Source organism: Mycobacterium sp. 155, from assembly GCF_000373905.1.
GTDB lineage: Bacteria > Actinomycetota > Actinomycetes > Mycobacteriales > Mycobacteriaceae > Mycobacterium.
The window spans coordinates 3,807,761-3,823,406 of record NZ_KB892705.1 but is presented as its reverse complement, the minus strand read 5'-3'; the positions used below and the strand labels follow the sequence as shown (position 1 = coordinate 3,823,406).

General features: G+C 65.1%; 15 protein-coding genes and 2 pseudogenes. 4 read left to right on the top strand and 13 right to left on the bottom strand.

The annotated features are described in order from the left end of the window. Nucleotides 1-52: 52 nt before the first annotated feature. Nucleotides 53-1,405: an MFS transporter gene (locus B133_RS0118165; RefSeq protein WP_018603065.1), complete on the bottom strand. Its 1,353-nt coding sequence runs from the start codon at nucleotides 1,403-1,405 to the stop codon at nucleotides 53-55. 340 nt (nucleotides 1,406-1,745) lie between these two features. Between B133_RS0118165 and B133_RS0118160 the strand changes: the two genes are divergently transcribed. Beyond that, entirely contained in the window at nucleotides 1,746-2,399 is a 654-nt protein-coding gene (locus tag B133_RS0118160) for a sensor domain-containing protein (protein ID WP_018603064.1), read from the top strand. Between the two features lie 154 nt (nucleotides 2,400-2,553). Here the strand turns inward: B133_RS0118160 and B133_RS0118155 are convergent, their stop codons facing one another. The 12 genes and pseudogenes from B133_RS0118155 to B133_RS0118090 all read right to left on the bottom strand — a co-directional run bounded on the left by B133_RS0118155 (nucleotide 2,554) and on the right by B133_RS0118090 (nucleotide 12,712). Continuing rightward, on the bottom strand, nucleotides 2,554-2,988 hold the full coding sequence (locus B133_RS0118155; protein ID WP_018603063.1) for an FHA domain-containing protein: 435 nt from the start codon (nucleotides 2,986-2,988) through the stop codon (nucleotides 2,554-2,556). Between the two features lie 90 nt (nucleotides 2,989-3,078). After that, entirely contained in the window at nucleotides 3,079-3,312 is a 234-nt protein-coding gene (locus B133_RS23020; RefSeq protein ID WP_018603062.1) for a hypothetical protein, read from the bottom strand. Nucleotides 3,313-3,617: 305 nt separating this feature from the next. Further along, a pseudogene (locus tag B133_RS25395) lies at nucleotides 3,618-4,392 on the bottom strand (IS1634 family transposase); the annotation flags it as partial. Between the two features lie 21 nt (nucleotides 4,393-4,413). Continuing rightward, the gene (locus B133_RS24685) at nucleotides 4,414-4,566 is read right to left on the bottom strand and encodes a hypothetical protein (RefSeq protein ID WP_018603060.1); all 153 of its coding nucleotides are present in this window, start codon (nucleotides 4,564-4,566) and stop codon (nucleotides 4,414-4,416) included. 16 nt (nucleotides 4,567-4,582) lie between these two features. Next, nucleotides 4,583-5,974: a replicative DNA helicase gene (gene dnaB, locus B133_RS0118125; RefSeq protein ID WP_026256581.1), complete on the bottom strand. Its 1,392-nt coding sequence runs from the start codon at nucleotides 5,972-5,974 to the stop codon at nucleotides 4,583-4,585. 500 nt (nucleotides 5,975-6,474) lie between these two features. After that, the gene (gene rplI / locus B133_RS0118120; protein WP_018603058.1) at nucleotides 6,475-6,930 is read right to left on the bottom strand and encodes a 50S ribosomal protein L9; all 456 of its coding nucleotides are present in this window, start codon (nucleotides 6,928-6,930) and stop codon (nucleotides 6,475-6,477) included. Between the two features lie 11 nt (nucleotides 6,931-6,941). After that, nucleotides 6,942-7,199, bottom strand: coding sequence for a 30S ribosomal protein S18 (gene rpsR, locus B133_RS0118115; RefSeq protein WP_018603057.1), 258 nt, complete (start codon nucleotides 7,197-7,199; stop codon nucleotides 6,942-6,944). A 35-nt stretch (nucleotides 7,200-7,234) separates the two neighbouring features. Beyond that, nucleotides 7,235-7,738, bottom strand: a complete 504-nt coding sequence (locus B133_RS0118110) for a single-stranded DNA-binding protein (RefSeq protein WP_018603056.1) — start codon at nucleotides 7,736-7,738, stop codon at nucleotides 7,235-7,237. 69 nt (nucleotides 7,739-7,807) lie between these two features. Continuing rightward, nucleotides 7,808-8,098 carry a 30S ribosomal protein S6 gene (rpsF, locus tag B133_RS0118105; protein ID WP_018603055.1) on the bottom strand — a complete coding sequence of 97 codons (291 nt, stop codon included), beginning with the start codon at nucleotides 8,096-8,098 and terminating at the stop codon, nucleotides 7,808-7,810. A gap of 115 nt (nucleotides 8,099-8,213) precedes the next feature. Then, complete coding sequence (locus B133_RS0118100) at nucleotides 8,214-9,815, bottom strand: glycosyltransferase family 87 protein (protein ID WP_198291087.1); 1,602 nt, start codon at nucleotides 9,813-9,815, stop codon at nucleotides 8,214-8,216. Between the two features lie 11 nt (nucleotides 9,816-9,826). Further along, nucleotides 9,827-12,288: pseudogene (locus tag B133_RS23010) on the bottom strand (transglycosylase domain-containing protein). Next, nucleotides 12,281-12,712: a DUF5318 family protein gene (locus B133_RS0118090; RefSeq protein ID WP_026256579.1), complete on the bottom strand. Its 432-nt coding sequence runs from the start codon at nucleotides 12,710-12,712 to the stop codon at nucleotides 12,281-12,283. Before B133_RS0118090 ends, B133_RS23010 begins: the two are co-directional and overlap by 8 nt. Nucleotides 12,713-12,815: 103 nt before the next feature. Here B133_RS0118090 and B133_RS0118085 point away from each other — a divergent pair, with 103 nt between their 5' ends. The 3 genes from B133_RS0118085 (at nucleotide 12,816) to B133_RS0118075 (ending at nucleotide 15,613) form a co-directional block, all read left to right on the top strand. Continuing rightward, complete coding sequence (locus tag B133_RS0118085) at nucleotides 12,816-13,667, top strand: DUF1707 domain-containing protein (protein ID WP_018603052.1); 852 nt, start codon at nucleotides 12,816-12,818, stop codon at nucleotides 13,665-13,667. Between the two features lie 257 nt (nucleotides 13,668-13,924). Beyond that, nucleotides 13,925-14,470: a PadR family transcriptional regulator gene (locus tag B133_RS0118080; protein ID WP_026256577.1), complete on the top strand. Its 546-nt coding sequence runs from the start codon at nucleotides 13,925-13,927 to the stop codon at nucleotides 14,468-14,470. Between the two features lie 63 nt (nucleotides 14,471-14,533). Then, nucleotides 14,534-15,613 carry an inositol-3-phosphate synthase gene (locus tag B133_RS0118075; RefSeq protein ID WP_018603050.1) on the top strand — a complete coding sequence of 360 codons (1,080 nt, stop codon included), beginning with the start codon at nucleotides 14,534-14,536 and terminating at the stop codon, nucleotides 15,611-15,613. Nucleotides 15,614-15,646: the final 33 nt, after the last annotated feature.

Genomic DNA, 15,646 nt, shown 5'->3' with positions numbered 1-15,646 from the left:
TGCGCGCACTCAAGATGTCCCATTCGCACTTCACTGCGGAGCGAGGTACCGGTCAGGTGCCGGAGGTCGGAGCCAGGGGATTGCCGATCCGGGCGACGGCCGCGGCCGTCACCGTCACCCCAACGGCCGCGGCGGCCAGCGAGCCAGAGTAGCCCGACGGTGCCGCGAGCGCCGCCAGCACTGCGACGCCGAGCCCGGAGCCCAGCGCGAAGGACACCTCCTGCACCACCCCCACCTGGGACACCGCGTCGGCGGGAGCCGCCACGAACAGCGCCGTTGTGCCGAGGGTGCCGATCACCCCGAAGCCCGCGCCTATCAGCAGCAGGGCCGGGCCGATCGCCGCCGGATCCGTTGCCGCCCAGGCCAGCCCGGCCGCCTGCAGCATCAGCGCCGCCGGTAGGACCAGGCCGCGGCGGTCGATCCGGGCCAGCATGGGCGCCACGATGCCGCCGACCATGGTGGCGATCGCCTGCCAGAGCAACACGAGGCCGGTCGCGGACGCCGACCACCCCCGATCGTTCTGCAGATGCAGGCTGGTCAGATAGATCGCCCCGAGGGTGATCCCGGCCGAGACGATGATCGTTGCCACCGCCGCCGAGAAACCTCGGTCTCCGAACAGGTCCACCCGCAGCAGTGGGTCCCGCAGCCGCCGCTGGGCCCGCAAGAACACGGTCAGGACGCCCGCGCCGGCCAGCCCGACGACGGCGCCGACAGCCGGTGCGAACGGCAGGCGCTGCACGCCGTACACCGTGACGGCGAGCCCGAGCGCCGCAATGATTACCCACCCCGGATGCCACGCCGGAGGCACCGGAGCCCGCGTGTTCGGCACCGCAACCCGGGTGAGGACCGCTCCGATCGCCGCGATCGGTACGCAGATCCAGAAGACCCACTGCCAGCCCCAGTGATCGGTGAGGTAGCCGCCGACGAGCGGGCCGATGGTATTGGCCGCACCGAACACGGCCACCCACAGACCATTCGCCATCGTCCGGGCGTGGCCGATGAATACCGCGCCGATCGTGGACACCACGTTCGCCAGGATGAGCGCGCCGGCGACGCCGAGGCCGAGTCGCGCCGCGAGCAGCCCGGGGACGGACAGCAACGGGGCCACCGCGCTGAGCAGCGCGAACACAGTCATGCCCGCGACCAGGGCGCGGCGGCGGCCGGAGCGGTCGCCCCACCGCGCGGCGGGCACGATCGCAGCTGCCACGGCGAGCGGGTAAATGTTGACGACCCACGACTGGTCCGCAGGGGCGATGCCGAGATCGTGGGCGAGTTTCGGCAGGGCGGTGTTGATCATGCTCACCGCGAGGCTCTGAGCGAGGATTCCCACAAGTAGCGGGATCATCACCGGCCACGAGATCCGATCACTGGCCCACGGCAACCCCTTATCGCACGGTGTCGTCACCCCCCGATAGTGACAGGTCGACGTTGCCTGCTCATCCGTGCATCGCACCTGGCACCACTCCAGCGGCACGGCGCCAGCTGGGTGCCAAGTCCGTGAGTGCTCGCGTTCCCTATGGCCTGCGCCACGAAATCCATTGTCCAGTAGGACGAATAAGTCCAAATCTCAGAAGACGCCAAGTGGGACACCTCGATGTCGAGCGGAGTCGAACCATCCGGCACACCAACCGATCTCGACAGCACCGACGCCCGGATGCAGATGTCTGAACCGGAAACCTCCCCCGACATGGCCAAATCGCACAGGTCAGCCAAGGTGCACCCGCTGAATCTGCGACAGTTGATGCATGCGTGTGCGGATGGGTGTCGCGTTGCTCGGGGTTGCGCTGCTGCTGGGCGCTTGCGCACCCACACCCGTACATGACGCCGCGGTCGTTTCTCGGCTCGATGACATGCTCGTCGACGAGTCCGTCGTCAACGCGATCATGGGTCCGCCACCGCTTAAAGCCACCCACACCTACCGCGCGTTCGAACAATGGCCTGCCGGGTACTCCTACTCGCCCGCGGACTGCCTGGCGGTCAGCGCAAACGCGATGGCGTCGGTGTACCAGGGAACCCGCAGCGGCGAGATGCGCGGGACGCTGTTCACCAACGATCAGGGCAGCACCGAGGTCGACGAGGCGGTGGTGGCGTTCGACACCGCCGCACACGCCCGTGACTTCGTCGCGTCCATTGTGGGTACCTGGCAGCGCTGTTCCGACGAGGTGCTGACCATCACGTCCGCGGGCCGACCGCCGCGGACGTTCACCATCGACGTCCCGCGCACCGTTGGTGCCGACGAGGTCACGGACTGCCAATCGCAGTCGTACACGGGCTGGGGCACGGTGCACGCGATGCGAGCCCGCGGCGACATCGTCATCGATGTGCGGGTCACCGGGGAGCGACTCGACGACCAGGCCGTGCGTGTGGTCAATGCGATAGTCGACCACGGAAAGCTCTGAGCGCACGAACCATCGAGGTTCTTGGCGCGTGCCTCGGTGGGTCGGGTCCTTCTCGTGTGCAATTCTCGCCACTTCATTACTGCAAGTTCATCGAAAGAGCGGGTGGAACCAAATCCGTACAGTGCTTTCGAGGGATAGCCCGCTCGCTGCTCGGTCAGTTGGCTGCGCTGCTGGTGAAGAACAGCAAGCTGAAGTTGCCGAGCTGAATTTCATCGGCGTGGGTCAGTGTCGCGGTCTCCACCGGTTGGCGGTTGAGGTAGGTGCCGTTGAGGCTATTGGTGTCCACGATCTGGAATTCACCGCTGGTGCAGCGGAATTCGGCGTGCAGGCGGCCGACGGTGATGTCGTCGAGATAGATGTCGCTGCGGGGATGACGCCCAGCGGTGGTGATCGGCTGATGCAACACGAACCGTAGCCCGGCGGTGGGGCCGCGTTTGACGACCAGCACGGCGGCTCCGGCCGGCACCGCGTCGAGGTGATCCAGCACGTTTGCTTCGGGTGCGATGGTTTGGCTGGACGGGGCGGGAAGTCCGGTGGCGGTGTCCTCGACCCGGTCCTCAGAGGTCTGGTGGCTGTGTGTGGTGCTCACGGGTTGTCCTTTTCGGCCGCTTGCGCGGTCTCGTGGTGTGTCCTGCAGTTAACTGATCTTTTCGAGGGCGAAGCGCCCGCGGGCTTCTGACTATTCGCCCGCAAGGACGTCGCTGGAGAACGAGCGGTCCGTGTGCCACCGATGGCCGGGTAGCACGACGACGGGTGGCCGGGCGATGGTGTTGGGCGTGGCGACGATTCCGGGCCTGGGCGTCGGCTGGTAGGAGTACGTGCCTGCGCTGGCCATGCCCGCCAGTCCGAGTGCCGCGCCTCCGAGGATGCCTGCGGAAACAGCGGACACGGCGATGTAGCGGGTGATGGTCATCAGAGTTCTCCTGCGGGGATGGGCGTTTCGGTTCTGCTGCCGGTCGTGTCGGCGTTGACACAACTCTCTCGCGTCGCGCTGGCCGCGTCTGTCCGGCGATAGGTGGTTGAACCGGTGGAATCCGGTGTCCCCCGATCGGCGGACAAGGGCGCCCGTCACCGGGTCACCCGGCTCAGAGATTGCACCGATACCAGGACGACGCGGCCCCCACCTCCTACCGATACTTGTGTCGGCAGACGCCGACAGTGACCCAAACTTACTGGGCCAGTGTCACTATCAGATACCCAGACGAAGCCTCCCAGGTTCAGTGTCTTGTTGTCACGCATCGCCCTTTTGGTTGAGCACGCCCACACCGCCCGCCACGACTTCGTGTTGGTGTTCGGGTTCCAGACGGGTTCGGCTTTGACCTTGCGGTCGCTGCTCTTGGCAGCGGTGCCGCGTTGGTCGCGTGGAGTGATGGTGTCGATGATCTGCCCGTCGTTGAAAACGTCACCCTGCCAATGAAAGTACGATGCGAGATCGTTGGCGGCTTTGGCGATCCGGGATCCGACGATGAACCGAAACCCGGCATCATCAAGGTCGCGCAGGTTGCCCGCGGAGAGCATGCCGGCATCTGCGACGACAGACCATGTCGGTGATGGTGTGGCGAGCTTGGAACGCTTTGACGATCGGCACGATGGTTAGATGGTCTCGGCCTTGTTACCCTCGAAACAGCCGATCTCCGACGGGAATCCGCTCCGGTCGACCAGTAGCCCGACCACGATCTGCGGGTCCACGCGGCGTTGCGTGGAGTAGCCGACTCTACGCAGATCACCTTCGGTGTCGGCTTCGCAGTACCAGGTGGTGACGGCGCAGAGGACCAGGCTGACATCACCAGCAGTGCGGACGTGAGTGAAGCAGGCGGTGGCGATCTGGTCGCGGTAGCCACCGGCACGGGCGCGGCGCATAGTGCGTTTACGCCTCGACAGTGACGCTGCGGGCGATCACCAGATCCCGGAAGACCTCATCGCCGACAGCCTCATCGAAACCCAGGCTCGCGTAGACGCCGGCCAGGGCGTCATAGAGCAACCCGCTGGAGCTCTTGAGGATTCCGTGGGCGGGTCACCAATTGCGGCGCCACGGGCCCGCGGAGGCATCGGTGAACAGCGCTCCCACAGGTGGTGCGACCATCTCGACCTTGCGGGCCTTGAGGGTGATGCCCAGGCCCAGTTCGTGTTGGGCGTCATCACGGGGTTTTGCCAATTTGGCCTGCATCTAGACAAAAGTCGCCTTATCGCGCCATATTTGTAAACCGCGATAAATGCAATTGATGTGCCACTGTAATTGTGGCGGTGGGGCCATTCCTGTGCTTACCGAGAATAATGTCGGCTTCGCCACCTCGCGGATCGTCGCGATCAAATGCATCGGGGCGATGTAAAAGCATTACCATATCCGCATCTTGTTCCAAACTTCCGCTCTCGCGCAGGTCAGAGACCTGCGGACGCTTATCTGTGCGTTGTTCGGGCCCGCGGTTAAGCTGGCTAATTGCAACTACTGGAACGTCCAATTCTTTTGCCATCAATTTCAAGCTACGAGAAAAGTCGGATACTTCCTGCTGGCGCGACTCATACTTCTTACCGGAGCTCATCAGCTGCATGTAGTCGACCACCACGAGCCGCAGATCGGCCTTCTGTGCCAACCGTCGTCCCTTGGCACGGATCTCCATCATCGTCAGGTTGGGCGAATCATCGATATACAAAGGCGCTTCGCTGATCTCACTCATGCGCCGCGCCAGCCGCGTCCAGTCGTCATCGCTCATGCGGCCCGAACGCATATCGCCCAGCTTGATCTTCGCCTCCGCCGAGAGTAGGCGCATAACGATCTCGGACTTACTCATTTCCAGTGAGAAGATGACGCTGGCCATCTGGTGCTTGATCGAGCAGGAGCGCATGAAATCCAGGCCGAGAGTCGATTTCCCCACACCGGGACGCGCCGCGATGATGATCATCTGCCCGGCGTGCAGACCGTTGGTGACCTCGTCGAGTTCAGTGAACCCGGTAGGTACGCCACGAGCGATGCCGCCCTGGGACGCGATCGCGTCGATCTCGTCCATGGTCGGCTGGAGCAGGTCTTCCAACGGCACGAAGTCTTCCGACGCGCGCCGCTCGGTGACGTCGTAGATCTCGGCCTGTGCGCGATCCACCACGTCGCTGACATCGGCGCCGTCGGCGCCGGCGTAGCCGTACTGCACCACGCGGGTGCCGGCCTCCACGAGCCGGCGCAAGAGCGCCTTCTCCGCGACGATGCCGGCGTAGAAACCGGCATTGGCGGCAGTGGGCACCGTGGAGATCAGGGTGTGCAGATAGGGCGCTCCGCCGATACGGCGCAGCAGACCACGCCGGTCCAGCTCGGCCGCGACAGTGACCGCGTCAGCGGGCTCCCCACGGCCGTAGAGGTCAAGGATCGCGTCGTAGACGTTCTGGTGAGCCGGGCGGTAGAAGTCACCGGGTCGCAGCCGCTCCAGTACGTCGGCGATCGCGTCCTTGGAGAGCAGCATCCCACCCAGTACAGACTGCTCGGCGGCCATATCCTGCGGAGGCTGACGGCCGAAATCCTCGCTCGGCGGCGCGCCGTCCATATCCGGAGGTCCGTCCGGGTGCCCCAGGTCGTCGACGACAGCCACAGACTTCCACCCCCTTTTCGAGACCTGCCCTGCGACAAGTTCGAACGTCTATTCGAAACGGTACTGCGACTGTAGAACCGAGGTCTGACAACCAAACCCGTCGAACGCCTCGCGGCAGCTTACGGTAGACGTTGCTGGCGACCCCCGATACTCGGCCTGTTAATGAAAGTGTGGATGGCTTGGGGATATCTGTGGGTAGTGGTGTTGAGTCGTTGGGGAGAACCTGTGGATTACTGCCGAGTCAGTTGCTATACGCCCAGTTCAGACCACTAACCAATGGCTCAAGAACTGTGGATGGCAATTACCACGGCGTGTCGGCGCAGGTTGCCAACTCGGGCGTGTTGTGTTGCGCACAAGGGCCGGTCAGGTTAACGCTCGGGTGGGTTCGCTGTATACGGCATCGTGCTGACAATGTTCGCCGCAGGCACAGCAACGCCCGGGTGGGATCCGATCACGGACCCGACCCGGGCGTTTTGACGCTGCCGTTAGAACTCGGCCACTTACTCCGCGATGACGTTCAGCGACACCTTGGCTTCGACACCAGTGTGCAAGCGAATGGTCACCGGGTGGGTGCCGACGGACTTGATGTGCGCCTTGGGCAGCTGGACGGTGCGCTTGTCCAGGTTCGGGCCACCGGCCTTCTTGATGACGGCGACCACGTCGGTCGCAGTGACCGAACCGAACAGCTTGCCGGTGTCGGCAGCTGCGTGGACGGGCAGCGACACCTCGCCCAGCCCCTCCAGCGCGGTCTTGAGCTCGTTGGCGTGCTCCAGACCCCGCACGACCTTGGTCTCGCGGGCCCGACGGATCTCCTCGGCCTGGCGCTCGGCGCCCCGGGAGGCCACGATGGCCAGCCCGCGCGGCAACAGGTAGTTGCGGCCGTAGCCGTCCTTGACCTCGACGGCGTCGCCGGCGACACCCAGGTGCTCCACCTCGGCGGTGAGAATCAGCTTCATGATGTTCCCCTCTACCGCGTCGACGAGCTGAACGGCAGCAGAGCCACCTCGCGGGCGTTCTTCACGGCGACGGCGATGTCGCGCTGGTGCTGGACACAGTTGCCGGTCACCCGACGCGCACGAATCTTGCCGCGCTCGCTGATGTAGGTGCGCAGCAGCGCGGTGTCCTTGTAGTCGATGTTCTGCCCCTTCTTGGAGCAAAACACGCACTTGCGGGTTTTGACCGGCTTCTCCGGTGCCGGCCGCCGCTTGGTATTCGACTTGGCCATTGGTTATCTCTTCCTTGCAAAAATTTCGATGTTGATCAGAAGGGCGGTTCGTCGTCGGCCCCGCTGAAGGAGCCCGACGCGGGCGCGCTGCCCCACGGATCGTCTTTCGGCTCGGATTGGCGGGAGCCTCCCCCGCCGCCGCTACTGCCGAACCCGCCGCCGCCCCCGCCACTGCGGCTGGCCTTGTTGACCTTGGCCGTGGCGTAGCGCAGAGACGGACCGATCTCGTCGACCTCGAGCTCCACTACCGTGCGCTTCTCGCCCTCTCGGGTTTCGAAGGAGCGCTGCTTGAGCCGACCCTGAACGATCACCCGCGAACCGCGGGTGAGGCTCTCCGCCACGTTCTCCGCGGCCTCCCGCCAGATGTTGCAGCGCAGGAACAGCGCCTCGCCGTCTTTCCACTCATTGGTCTGACGGTCGAACGTGCGCGGTGTCGACGCAACGGTGAAGTTGGCGACGGCCGCGCCGGACGGCGTGAAACGCAGTTCCGGGTCAGCGGTCAGGTTTCCGACAACGGTGATGGTGGTGTCACCAGCCACGAGATCCTCCTGGGATAGGCATGTCCGTTTGCGCGAAGCCTACGTAGCGACGCCGACGACTGACAGCCCTTAGTGCTTGTCGGTCCGCATCACCTTGGTGCGCAGCACCGATTCGTTCAGGTTGAGCTGACGGTCGAGCTCGGACACGGTGGCCGGTTCGGCCTTGACGTCAACAACGGCGTAGATGCCCTCAGCATGCTTGGCGATCTCGTATGCCAGCCGGCGACGGCCCCAGATGTCGACCTTGTCGACGGAACCGCCATCCTTGCGGATCACGTTCAGGAACGTTTCCAGCGACGGAGCTACGGTGCGCTCGTCAAGTGTGGGGTCGAGAATGACCATGATTTCGTATGGACGCATTAGAACCTCATCACCTCCTATGGTCGTTTCGGCCACGGCGGATTCCGTGGCAGGAGGGTCGCCTGCGTCGGCAACCGGGCCAGGCTACCCGAAACCGCCCTGAGCTGTGAAATCGCTATAGGACGAGAGGCTCGGGCGCGGCCTCCACGCGTACCCGGTCGCGGTCGGGGCGCAGCCAGTCCGGCAGCCACCGCGGCGGATTGTCGGGTGCACCGTCGAACACTCCGCCCGCCGGATCATCGATACGGCCGCCGTACCGCACCAGATCCAACTCAGGCCGGTATATCTGGTGAATCACCAACGCGCACAAGGCGATAACGGCGATATCGCGCAGTAGCACGGTCGTGGTGAACCACTGCTCGGGCAGTCCACGGTTGGCCTCGCCGTACAGGTAGAGCATCCGCGGCACCCATACCAGCGCGTCAATCGTCATCCAGGCCAAGAGGATTCGACGATGCGGCAGGGCCAGCACCGCCAGCGGCACCAACCACAGCGAAAACTGCGGGCTCCATACCTTATTGGTCAGCAGAAATGCCGTCACCACCAGAAACGCCAACTGCGCTACCCGGGGCCGCTGCGGCGCGGTCAGTGCGATGTAGCCGATGACGATGAGGCACGCCGCGAACAACACCGCGGTGACCGCGTTGGTCACCGTCGGCGGTTGCCAAAACCCGAGATTCGGGTCGAACCCACGCCACCCGGTGAACGACTTCACCACGTTGTAGAGCGAATCCATATCGTCGCCGCGGCGGGTGTTGAGCCGGAAGAACTCCGACCACCCGCGCGGGAACATCACCATGACCGGCAGGTTCACCACCAGCCAGGTGGACACCGCCGCCAGCACCGTCGTGCCGACCTCGCGGCCCCGCCCGGTGCGCACCGCCAGCATCGCCAACGGCAGCAGCAACAACAGCGGATAGAGCTTGGCCGCGACGCCGAGCCCGATCAACAACCCGGCGAGCCAGGGTTTGCGGCGCGCCCAGGCCAGCATCGCGCCGGCCGCCGCAGCAGTCGCCAACGCGTCGAAGTTGGTGAATATCTGGAAAATCAGGATCGGCGAACCGGCCACCAGCGCGGCGTCCCAGATGCGCCGACCCGCCAAACGTGCCGTCGCCCACACGGTGGTGAGCCAGGCCAACGCCAGCCCGAATGCGGAGATATTGAAGAACATCACCACCTCGGCGATGATCGGGAGCGCAATCACTGTCGTGGCGGCGGTGTAGGTCTTCGCCAGTGCCATCGACACGTACTGGTAGATGCCGGTGAGCACCGGATACTCCATGTAGCGCACGGCGGGCTTGCCGTCGTACTGCATGCGCTGTTTACCCGTCGCGTCGTTCTCCTGCCAGCTCGACTTGTACGGAAACTTGCCGAGGTTCAACAGCTCTGCGGTGTAGAGCGGGACCGTGTCGGAATAGCACAGCTCGTAGTAGGCCCGATTGTTCTGCCAGTTGGCGACGCGTTGACCGGCAGTGCCCGATCCGGTGGTCTGCAGGCAGGCGGCCTTGGTCGAGTAGCCCAGGGCCAGGAACACCACCGCGATGATGAACATGACGCGCAGCGGCGTCATGAACCGCGCCCGCCCGATCACCGCATGCCGTCCGACCGGGCCGCCGATCGGATGCGACAGCGCACGACTCAGGACGTCGTTGCGGCTGGGCAGATCGCGATCGTCCGCCTCGCGGGTGTCCCGTGCGAGCGGAGCCGGTGAAACCAATTCCCGTTCCGTCACGGAGGCGGCATGGGCGCGCCGGGACCATTCGGCGCACCGGCGCAACCGGCGCAACCGGCGCAACCGGTTCAGCCGGCTGCGCCGGTGCCACCGGCACGGTGGTCGGGGGGCCGACCGGGATCGTGATACCCGGCGCCACTTCGATGGTCGGCTGGATGACGGTCTCCGACGGCGGGGTGCCTGGCACGGGTTGGCCCGGCAGCACCACCGGAACCGGCGGCGCGGGCGGCGGGGCCTGCGGCACACCGGCATAGCCACCGATCTCCGTCGGCTTCGGGAAAGACTCGTTGTCGGTGCCGTCCAGGGCGCCGTCCATCGTCGACTTCCAGATGTCCGACGGCAGACCGGACCCGTAGACCGGTGAACCCCACTGATTCACCAGCGGTTTGACACCCTCCGTGGTGCCCACCCACACCGCGGTCGACAGCGAGGGCGTGTAACCGACCATCCACGCATCGCGGTTGGCGCCGGTGTCGCCGAGCTGGACAGTGCCGGTCTTGGCTGCCGACAGCCGGCCGCCGGCCAGGTTATGCCCACGCGACCATCCGGCGATCGGCTGCATCGCCGAGGTCACGTTGTCGGCCACGGCCTTGTCGATGCGCTGTTCCCCGTTGTCCTGCTGCGAGGCGTCGAACAGCACCTGGCCCGCGGAGTTCACGACCTTCTGCACGAAGTGCGGCTTGTGGTAGACGCCCGACGCGGCCAGCGTGGCGTACGCCGAGGCCATATCGAGCACGCGGGACTGGTACTGCCCCAGCACCACGCCATTGTTCGGTGGACCGCCCTTGCCGTCCTCGGACAGCGTGTGCTCGACCCCGGGGAAGCTCTCGGCGACACCGGCGTCATGCGCGGCCTTGGCGACGTCTTCCGGTCCGTTCTTGAGCTTCAGCATCAACCGGTAGTAGCTCGTGTTGAGCGACCGCTTGAGCGCCTCGGCGATCGAACAGACCCCGCAGCCCTCACCCTCGACGTTGGTGATCTGGATGCCGTTGACCGTCACCGGCGAACTGTCCACCTGATAGCCCAGACCGATGCCCTGCTGCAACGCGGCGACGAGCGCAAACACCTTGAACGACGACCCGGTCGGCAACCCCGCCTGGGCGAAGTCGAAGCCGTTGGCGTCCGATCCGCCGTAGTACGCCTTGATCGCCCCGTCGTGCGGGTCGACCGACACCACCGCGGCCCGCATGTCCGAATCCTGGCCGTCCATGTACTTGGTGACGGCCTTCTCGGCGGCTTCCTGCGCCTGCGGGTCGATCGTGGTGGTGATCTGCAGGCCCTCGGTGTTCAGCGTCTGCTCGCTGACGTCGAACAGGCCCATCAGTTCCTTCATGACCTGCCGTTCGATCAGACCGTTGGGACCGGTGGTCTGATTCTGTTCGCTGGCCTGGTCACGCGACACCGTCGGCGGGAACACCTGCTTGGCCCGATCATCGGCCGACAGTGCCCCGATGTCGACCATGCCGTCGAGCACCCAGTTCCAGCGCTCCGCAGCACCCTCGGGATCGACCGCGGGATCCAGGGTGGACGGACGCTGGATCAAGGCCGCCAGCAGAGCGCCCTCGGCCACGTCGAGTTGCTCGACGGGCTTGTTGAAGTAGGCCTTGGCCGCCGCGGAGATGCCGTAGGCGCCGCGACCGAAATAGATCATGTTCAGATACGCCTGCATCACGGCGTCTTTGGACCATTCGCTGGACATCTTCGTCGAGATGACCAACTCCTTGGCCTTGCGGACGAGGCCGCCGATCCCCGACCGCTCGTCCCCGACCAGCGCGTTCTTCACGTACTGCTGCGTGATGGTCGAGCCGCCCTGCAGTTCACCGCCGAACAGGTTGTTCTTGATGGCCCGCATGAAGCCGGTGAACGAGAAGCCCGGATTGGTGTAGAAGTCACGGTCTTCGGCGGCCATCACCGCGTCGCGGACGTGTACCGGGATCTGGTCGATGTTGACGTCCACCCGGTTGCCCTCCGGCGGCACGATCTTGGCGATCTCTGAGCCGTCGCTAGCCAGGATGGTCGACACCTGATTGGTGCGGATGTCGCCCGGCTGCGGAACGTCGACGATCAGGTAGGCCATGCCGAACGTCACCAGTGGCAGCAGCACCAGCACGGCCACGGCGGCGGCCGACCCGCGTCGCACCCACTTCCAGTTGATCCGGAACTGCTTGCGTGGTTGCTGCGGTCCTGGCGGGGGCCCGGACGGTCCAGACGGACCGCCGCCGCCCGGGGGAGGCGGAGGCGGGGGCTTGAGCGGAGGGGTGCCATCCAGCGCGGCCTTGACGACGTCGATGGGGGCCGGAATGCCCTCGCGGACCGGCGGGAGCACTGTTGTCAGTCGGTCATCCGGCGGAACCGCGGAATGCGACCGATTGGCGCCCGCGGCCGGACGTGCACCAAGGCGGTCAGCCGCGTTCTGGACGTCGTCGGCTGACCGGTGCTGGTGCCCTTCGCTATTCACTGGCTGTACGCGCGGGTTTGCGCGTCGTCGGGGTTCGTCGCGGCCTGCGCGCCTCCGGAGAACGGGGCGCGCCGAGCACATACGACTTGACCAGATGGTTCCAACTGCAGGTCCGGCATACCTCCACCACATGTACTGCGAACTCGTCGTAGCGGGTCGCCAACAAGACCAGCTCCTCTGCCGTGCGCGCGGAACCCGACACCGGGCCCAAATGATCCCCGAACACCCACGACACCAGCGTCAGTTGTTCCTTGCGGCAGATCGGGCACATCACCGAGCTGGATTTTCCGTGGAACTTCGCCGCGCGCAACAGGTACGGATTGGCGTCGCAGACCTCGGAGACGCCGGTGCGTCCCGAGTAGACCTCAGCCAGCAGGGACCGCCGCCGAAGCGCGTAATCCACCACCTGTCTCTGCAATCGCACGTTGACCAGAGTACGTCGGCCCTCCCGCCGCCGAGGCGTGACCGGGTCCGGAGCTCCTACGATCATCGGCGTGGCAACAAGACAGCAGTCTCCGCGAAGCGCCATGACACGGGCCAAGGACAGCGACCGCAACGACACCTGCAAAGTGCTCGACAGCGCGTTGGCGGAAGGTCAGCTGTCGATGGAGGAGCACCGTCAACGCGTGAGCGCCGCCACCAACGCCACCACCCTGGGTCAACTCGCCACGCTCGTGGAGGACCTGCAGAACTCCAACGCACCGGTCCAGCTGCCGACCCTGACCCAATCGCGGGTGCGAAAAGTACCGGGCGCCATTCACGCCGGCTGGGGTCTGCGATTGGCGATGGCCGGGGTGCTGGTCTTGTTCGGCATCGGGATCGGCTGGGGCCTCTACGGCAACACCACGTCACCGCTGAGCTTCACCACGGACCCGGGCGCCAAATCCGACGGTATCCCCGCCACGGTGCTCACCTCGCCACGGCAGCTGCTGTCCCTGGGCGGGTTCAACGGGCTCTTCGAGCAGATGCGGAAGAAGTTCGGCGACACCACCGGCTACGAACTGGAGATCCGGGAGGACTGGGCGGAGCTGTACCGCGCCGACCCCAACGACAACCGTCGCAAGATCGAGTACGACTACCGCGGCGGCTGGGGCGACCCGAGCTCGTCGTCACCGCGCGCGCTGAGTGACGGGGACCGCCTCGTCGACCTGGCGAAATTCAATTTCGACGCAATCATCGGCATGCTGCGCGGCGCACCGGAATCGCTCAACGTCCCTCGGGCCGATGTCAAATACACGTGGTTGGAGATCACCCCGTCAAAGGATCCCGCGACGCCGGATGCGGTGAACATCACCATTCGCGTCAGCGGTGATTTCGGTGGCGGCTTCATGGTTCTCGGGCCCGACGGCACACCCAAAGAGGTCTACCCCAAGCAGTGATCGGCCGCCGATGACCGCGCGCTGATTCGCCCACTGCGTCACTCTGGCGTGACGCTCGACGTCGGCGGCCACTCTGGCGTGACACTCGACGTCGGCGGCCACTCTGGGGTGACAAACACCTGAGGTGACGAAGCCGGGGTGGCGAAGCGTGTGCGTTGGAACTTCAGTTGGCACGCAATATATCGGCGCGATACAGTGATACGAGGTGTTGATCCGTCGTAGCGATCCACACATGTCCTGTCGAGGGGGTGAATTCGATGCTGGAGCTCGCCATCCTGGGTCTTCTGCTCGAATCTCCCATGCACGGCTACGAGCTGCGTAAACGCTTGACGGGTCTACTTGGCGCCTTCCGGGCCTTCTCGTACGGTTCGCTCTACCCGGCACTGCGGCGTATGCAGGCCGACGGGCTGATCGTCGAGGATGCAGCGCCGCTCGGGTCGACCAAGGTGCGCCGCGCGCGCCGGGTTTACCAGCTCACCGATGCGGGCAAACAGCGGTTCGCTGAGCTGGTAGCTGATACCGGCCCACAGAACTACTCCGACGACGGTTTCGGTGTACACCTCGCCTTCTTCAACCGCACCCCGGCCGAGGCCAGGATGCGGATTCTGGAGGGGCGCCGCCGCCAGGTGGAGGAACGCCGGGAAGGTCTGCGCGAAGCCGTGGCGCGGGCCAGTAGTTCGTTCGACCGCTACACCCGTCAGCTCCACCAGTTGGGGCTGGAGTCGAGCGAACGCGAAGTGATATGGCTCAACGAATTGATCGCGGCTGAACGACTGGGCCAAGGCCGCCCAGAAAACACTTGAGTGCAGTCCGGCCCGGAACCAGGCCACTGCCAAGCAGTACCGAATTGAGTAAGGAGACCGTCCATGTCTGAGCACGCAGGAGAGATCCGGGTCGCCATTGTCGGCGTGGGTAACTGCGCGTCGTCCCTGGTACAGGGCGTGCAGTACTACCAGAACGCCGACGAGAACACCACCGTGCCCGGGCTGATGCACGTGAAGTTCGGCCCGTATCACGTCCGCGACGTGAAGTTCGTCGCCGCGTTCGACGTGGACGCCAAGAAGGTCGGCTTCGACCTGTCCGAAGCGATCTTCGCCTCCGAGAACAACACCATCAAGATCGCCGATGTGCCGCCGAGCGACGTCATCGTGCAGCGCGGTCCGACGCTGGACGGCATCGGCAAGTACTACGCCGACACCATCGAGGTTTCCGACACCGACCCGGTCGATGTCGTCAAGGTCCTGCGGGACGCCAAGGTCGACGTGCTGGTGTCCTATCTACCGGTGGGCTCCGAAGAGGCCGACAAGTTCTATGCCCAGTGCGCGATCGACGCCGGGGTGGCATTCGTCAACGCGCTGCCGGTGTTCATCGCTTCGGACCCGGTATGGGCCAAGAAGTTCGAGGACGCCGGGGTGCCGATCGTCGGCGACGACATCAAGAGCCAGGTCGGCGCCACCATCACCCACCGCGTGATGGCCAAGCTGTTCGAGGATCGCGGCGTGCAACTCGACCGCACCATGCAGCTCAACGTCGGCGGCAACATGGACTTCCTGAACATGCTCGAGCGTGAGCGCCTGGAGTCCAAGAAAATCTCGAAGACCCAGGCCGTGACCAGCAACCTGCAGCGCGAATTCAAGACAAAGGACGTGCACATCGGCCCGTCCGACCATGTGGGCTGGCTCGACGACCGCAAGTGGGCCTACGTGCGGCTGGAAGGCCGCGCTTTCGGCGATGTGCCGCTGAACCTCGAGTACAAGCTTGAGGTGTGGGATTCGCCGAACTCGGCCGGCGTCATCATCGATGCCGTGCGTGCCGCCAAGATCGCCAAGGATCGCGGCATCGGTGGTCCGATCATCCCGGCCTCGGCGTACCTGATGAAGAGCCCGCCCAAGCAGCTGCCGGACGACATCGCCCGCACGCAGCTGGAGACCTTCATAGCGGGTTGATCCCGCAGGCTTCACTCTACGAACTGGCGGCAA

Coding starts and splice junctions, on each gene's coding strand:
- B133_RS24685 (WP_018603060.1), bottom strand. CDS start 4,566: ATGCAGGCCAAATTGGCAAAACCCCGTGATGACGCCCAACACGAACTG.
- rpsF (WP_018603055.1), bottom strand. CDS start 8,098: ATGCGTCCATACGAAATCATGGTCATTCTCGACCCCACACTTGACGAG.
- rplI (WP_018603058.1), bottom strand. CDS start 6,930: ATGAAGCTGATTCTCACCGCCGAGGTGGAGCACCTGGGTGTCGCCGGC.
- B133_RS0118160 (WP_018603064.1), top strand. CDS start 1,746: ATGCGTGTGCGGATGGGTGTCGCGTTGCTCGGGGTTGCGCTGCTGCTG.
- B133_RS0118080 (WP_026256577.1), top strand. CDS start 13,925: ATGCTGGAGCTCGCCATCCTGGGTCTTCTGCTCGAATCTCCCATGCAC.
- rpsR (WP_018603057.1), bottom strand. CDS start 7,199: ATGGCCAAGTCGAATACCAAGCGGCGGCCGGCACCGGAGAAGCCGGTC.
- B133_RS0118085 (WP_018603052.1), top strand. CDS start 12,816: ATGACACGGGCCAAGGACAGCGACCGCAACGACACCTGCAAAGTGCTC.
- B133_RS23020 (WP_018603062.1), bottom strand. CDS start 3,312: ATGACCATCACCCGCTACATCGCCGTGTCCGCTGTTTCCGCAGGCATC.
- B133_RS0118075 (WP_018603050.1), top strand. CDS start 14,534: ATGTCTGAGCACGCAGGAGAGATCCGGGTCGCCATTGTCGGCGTGGGT.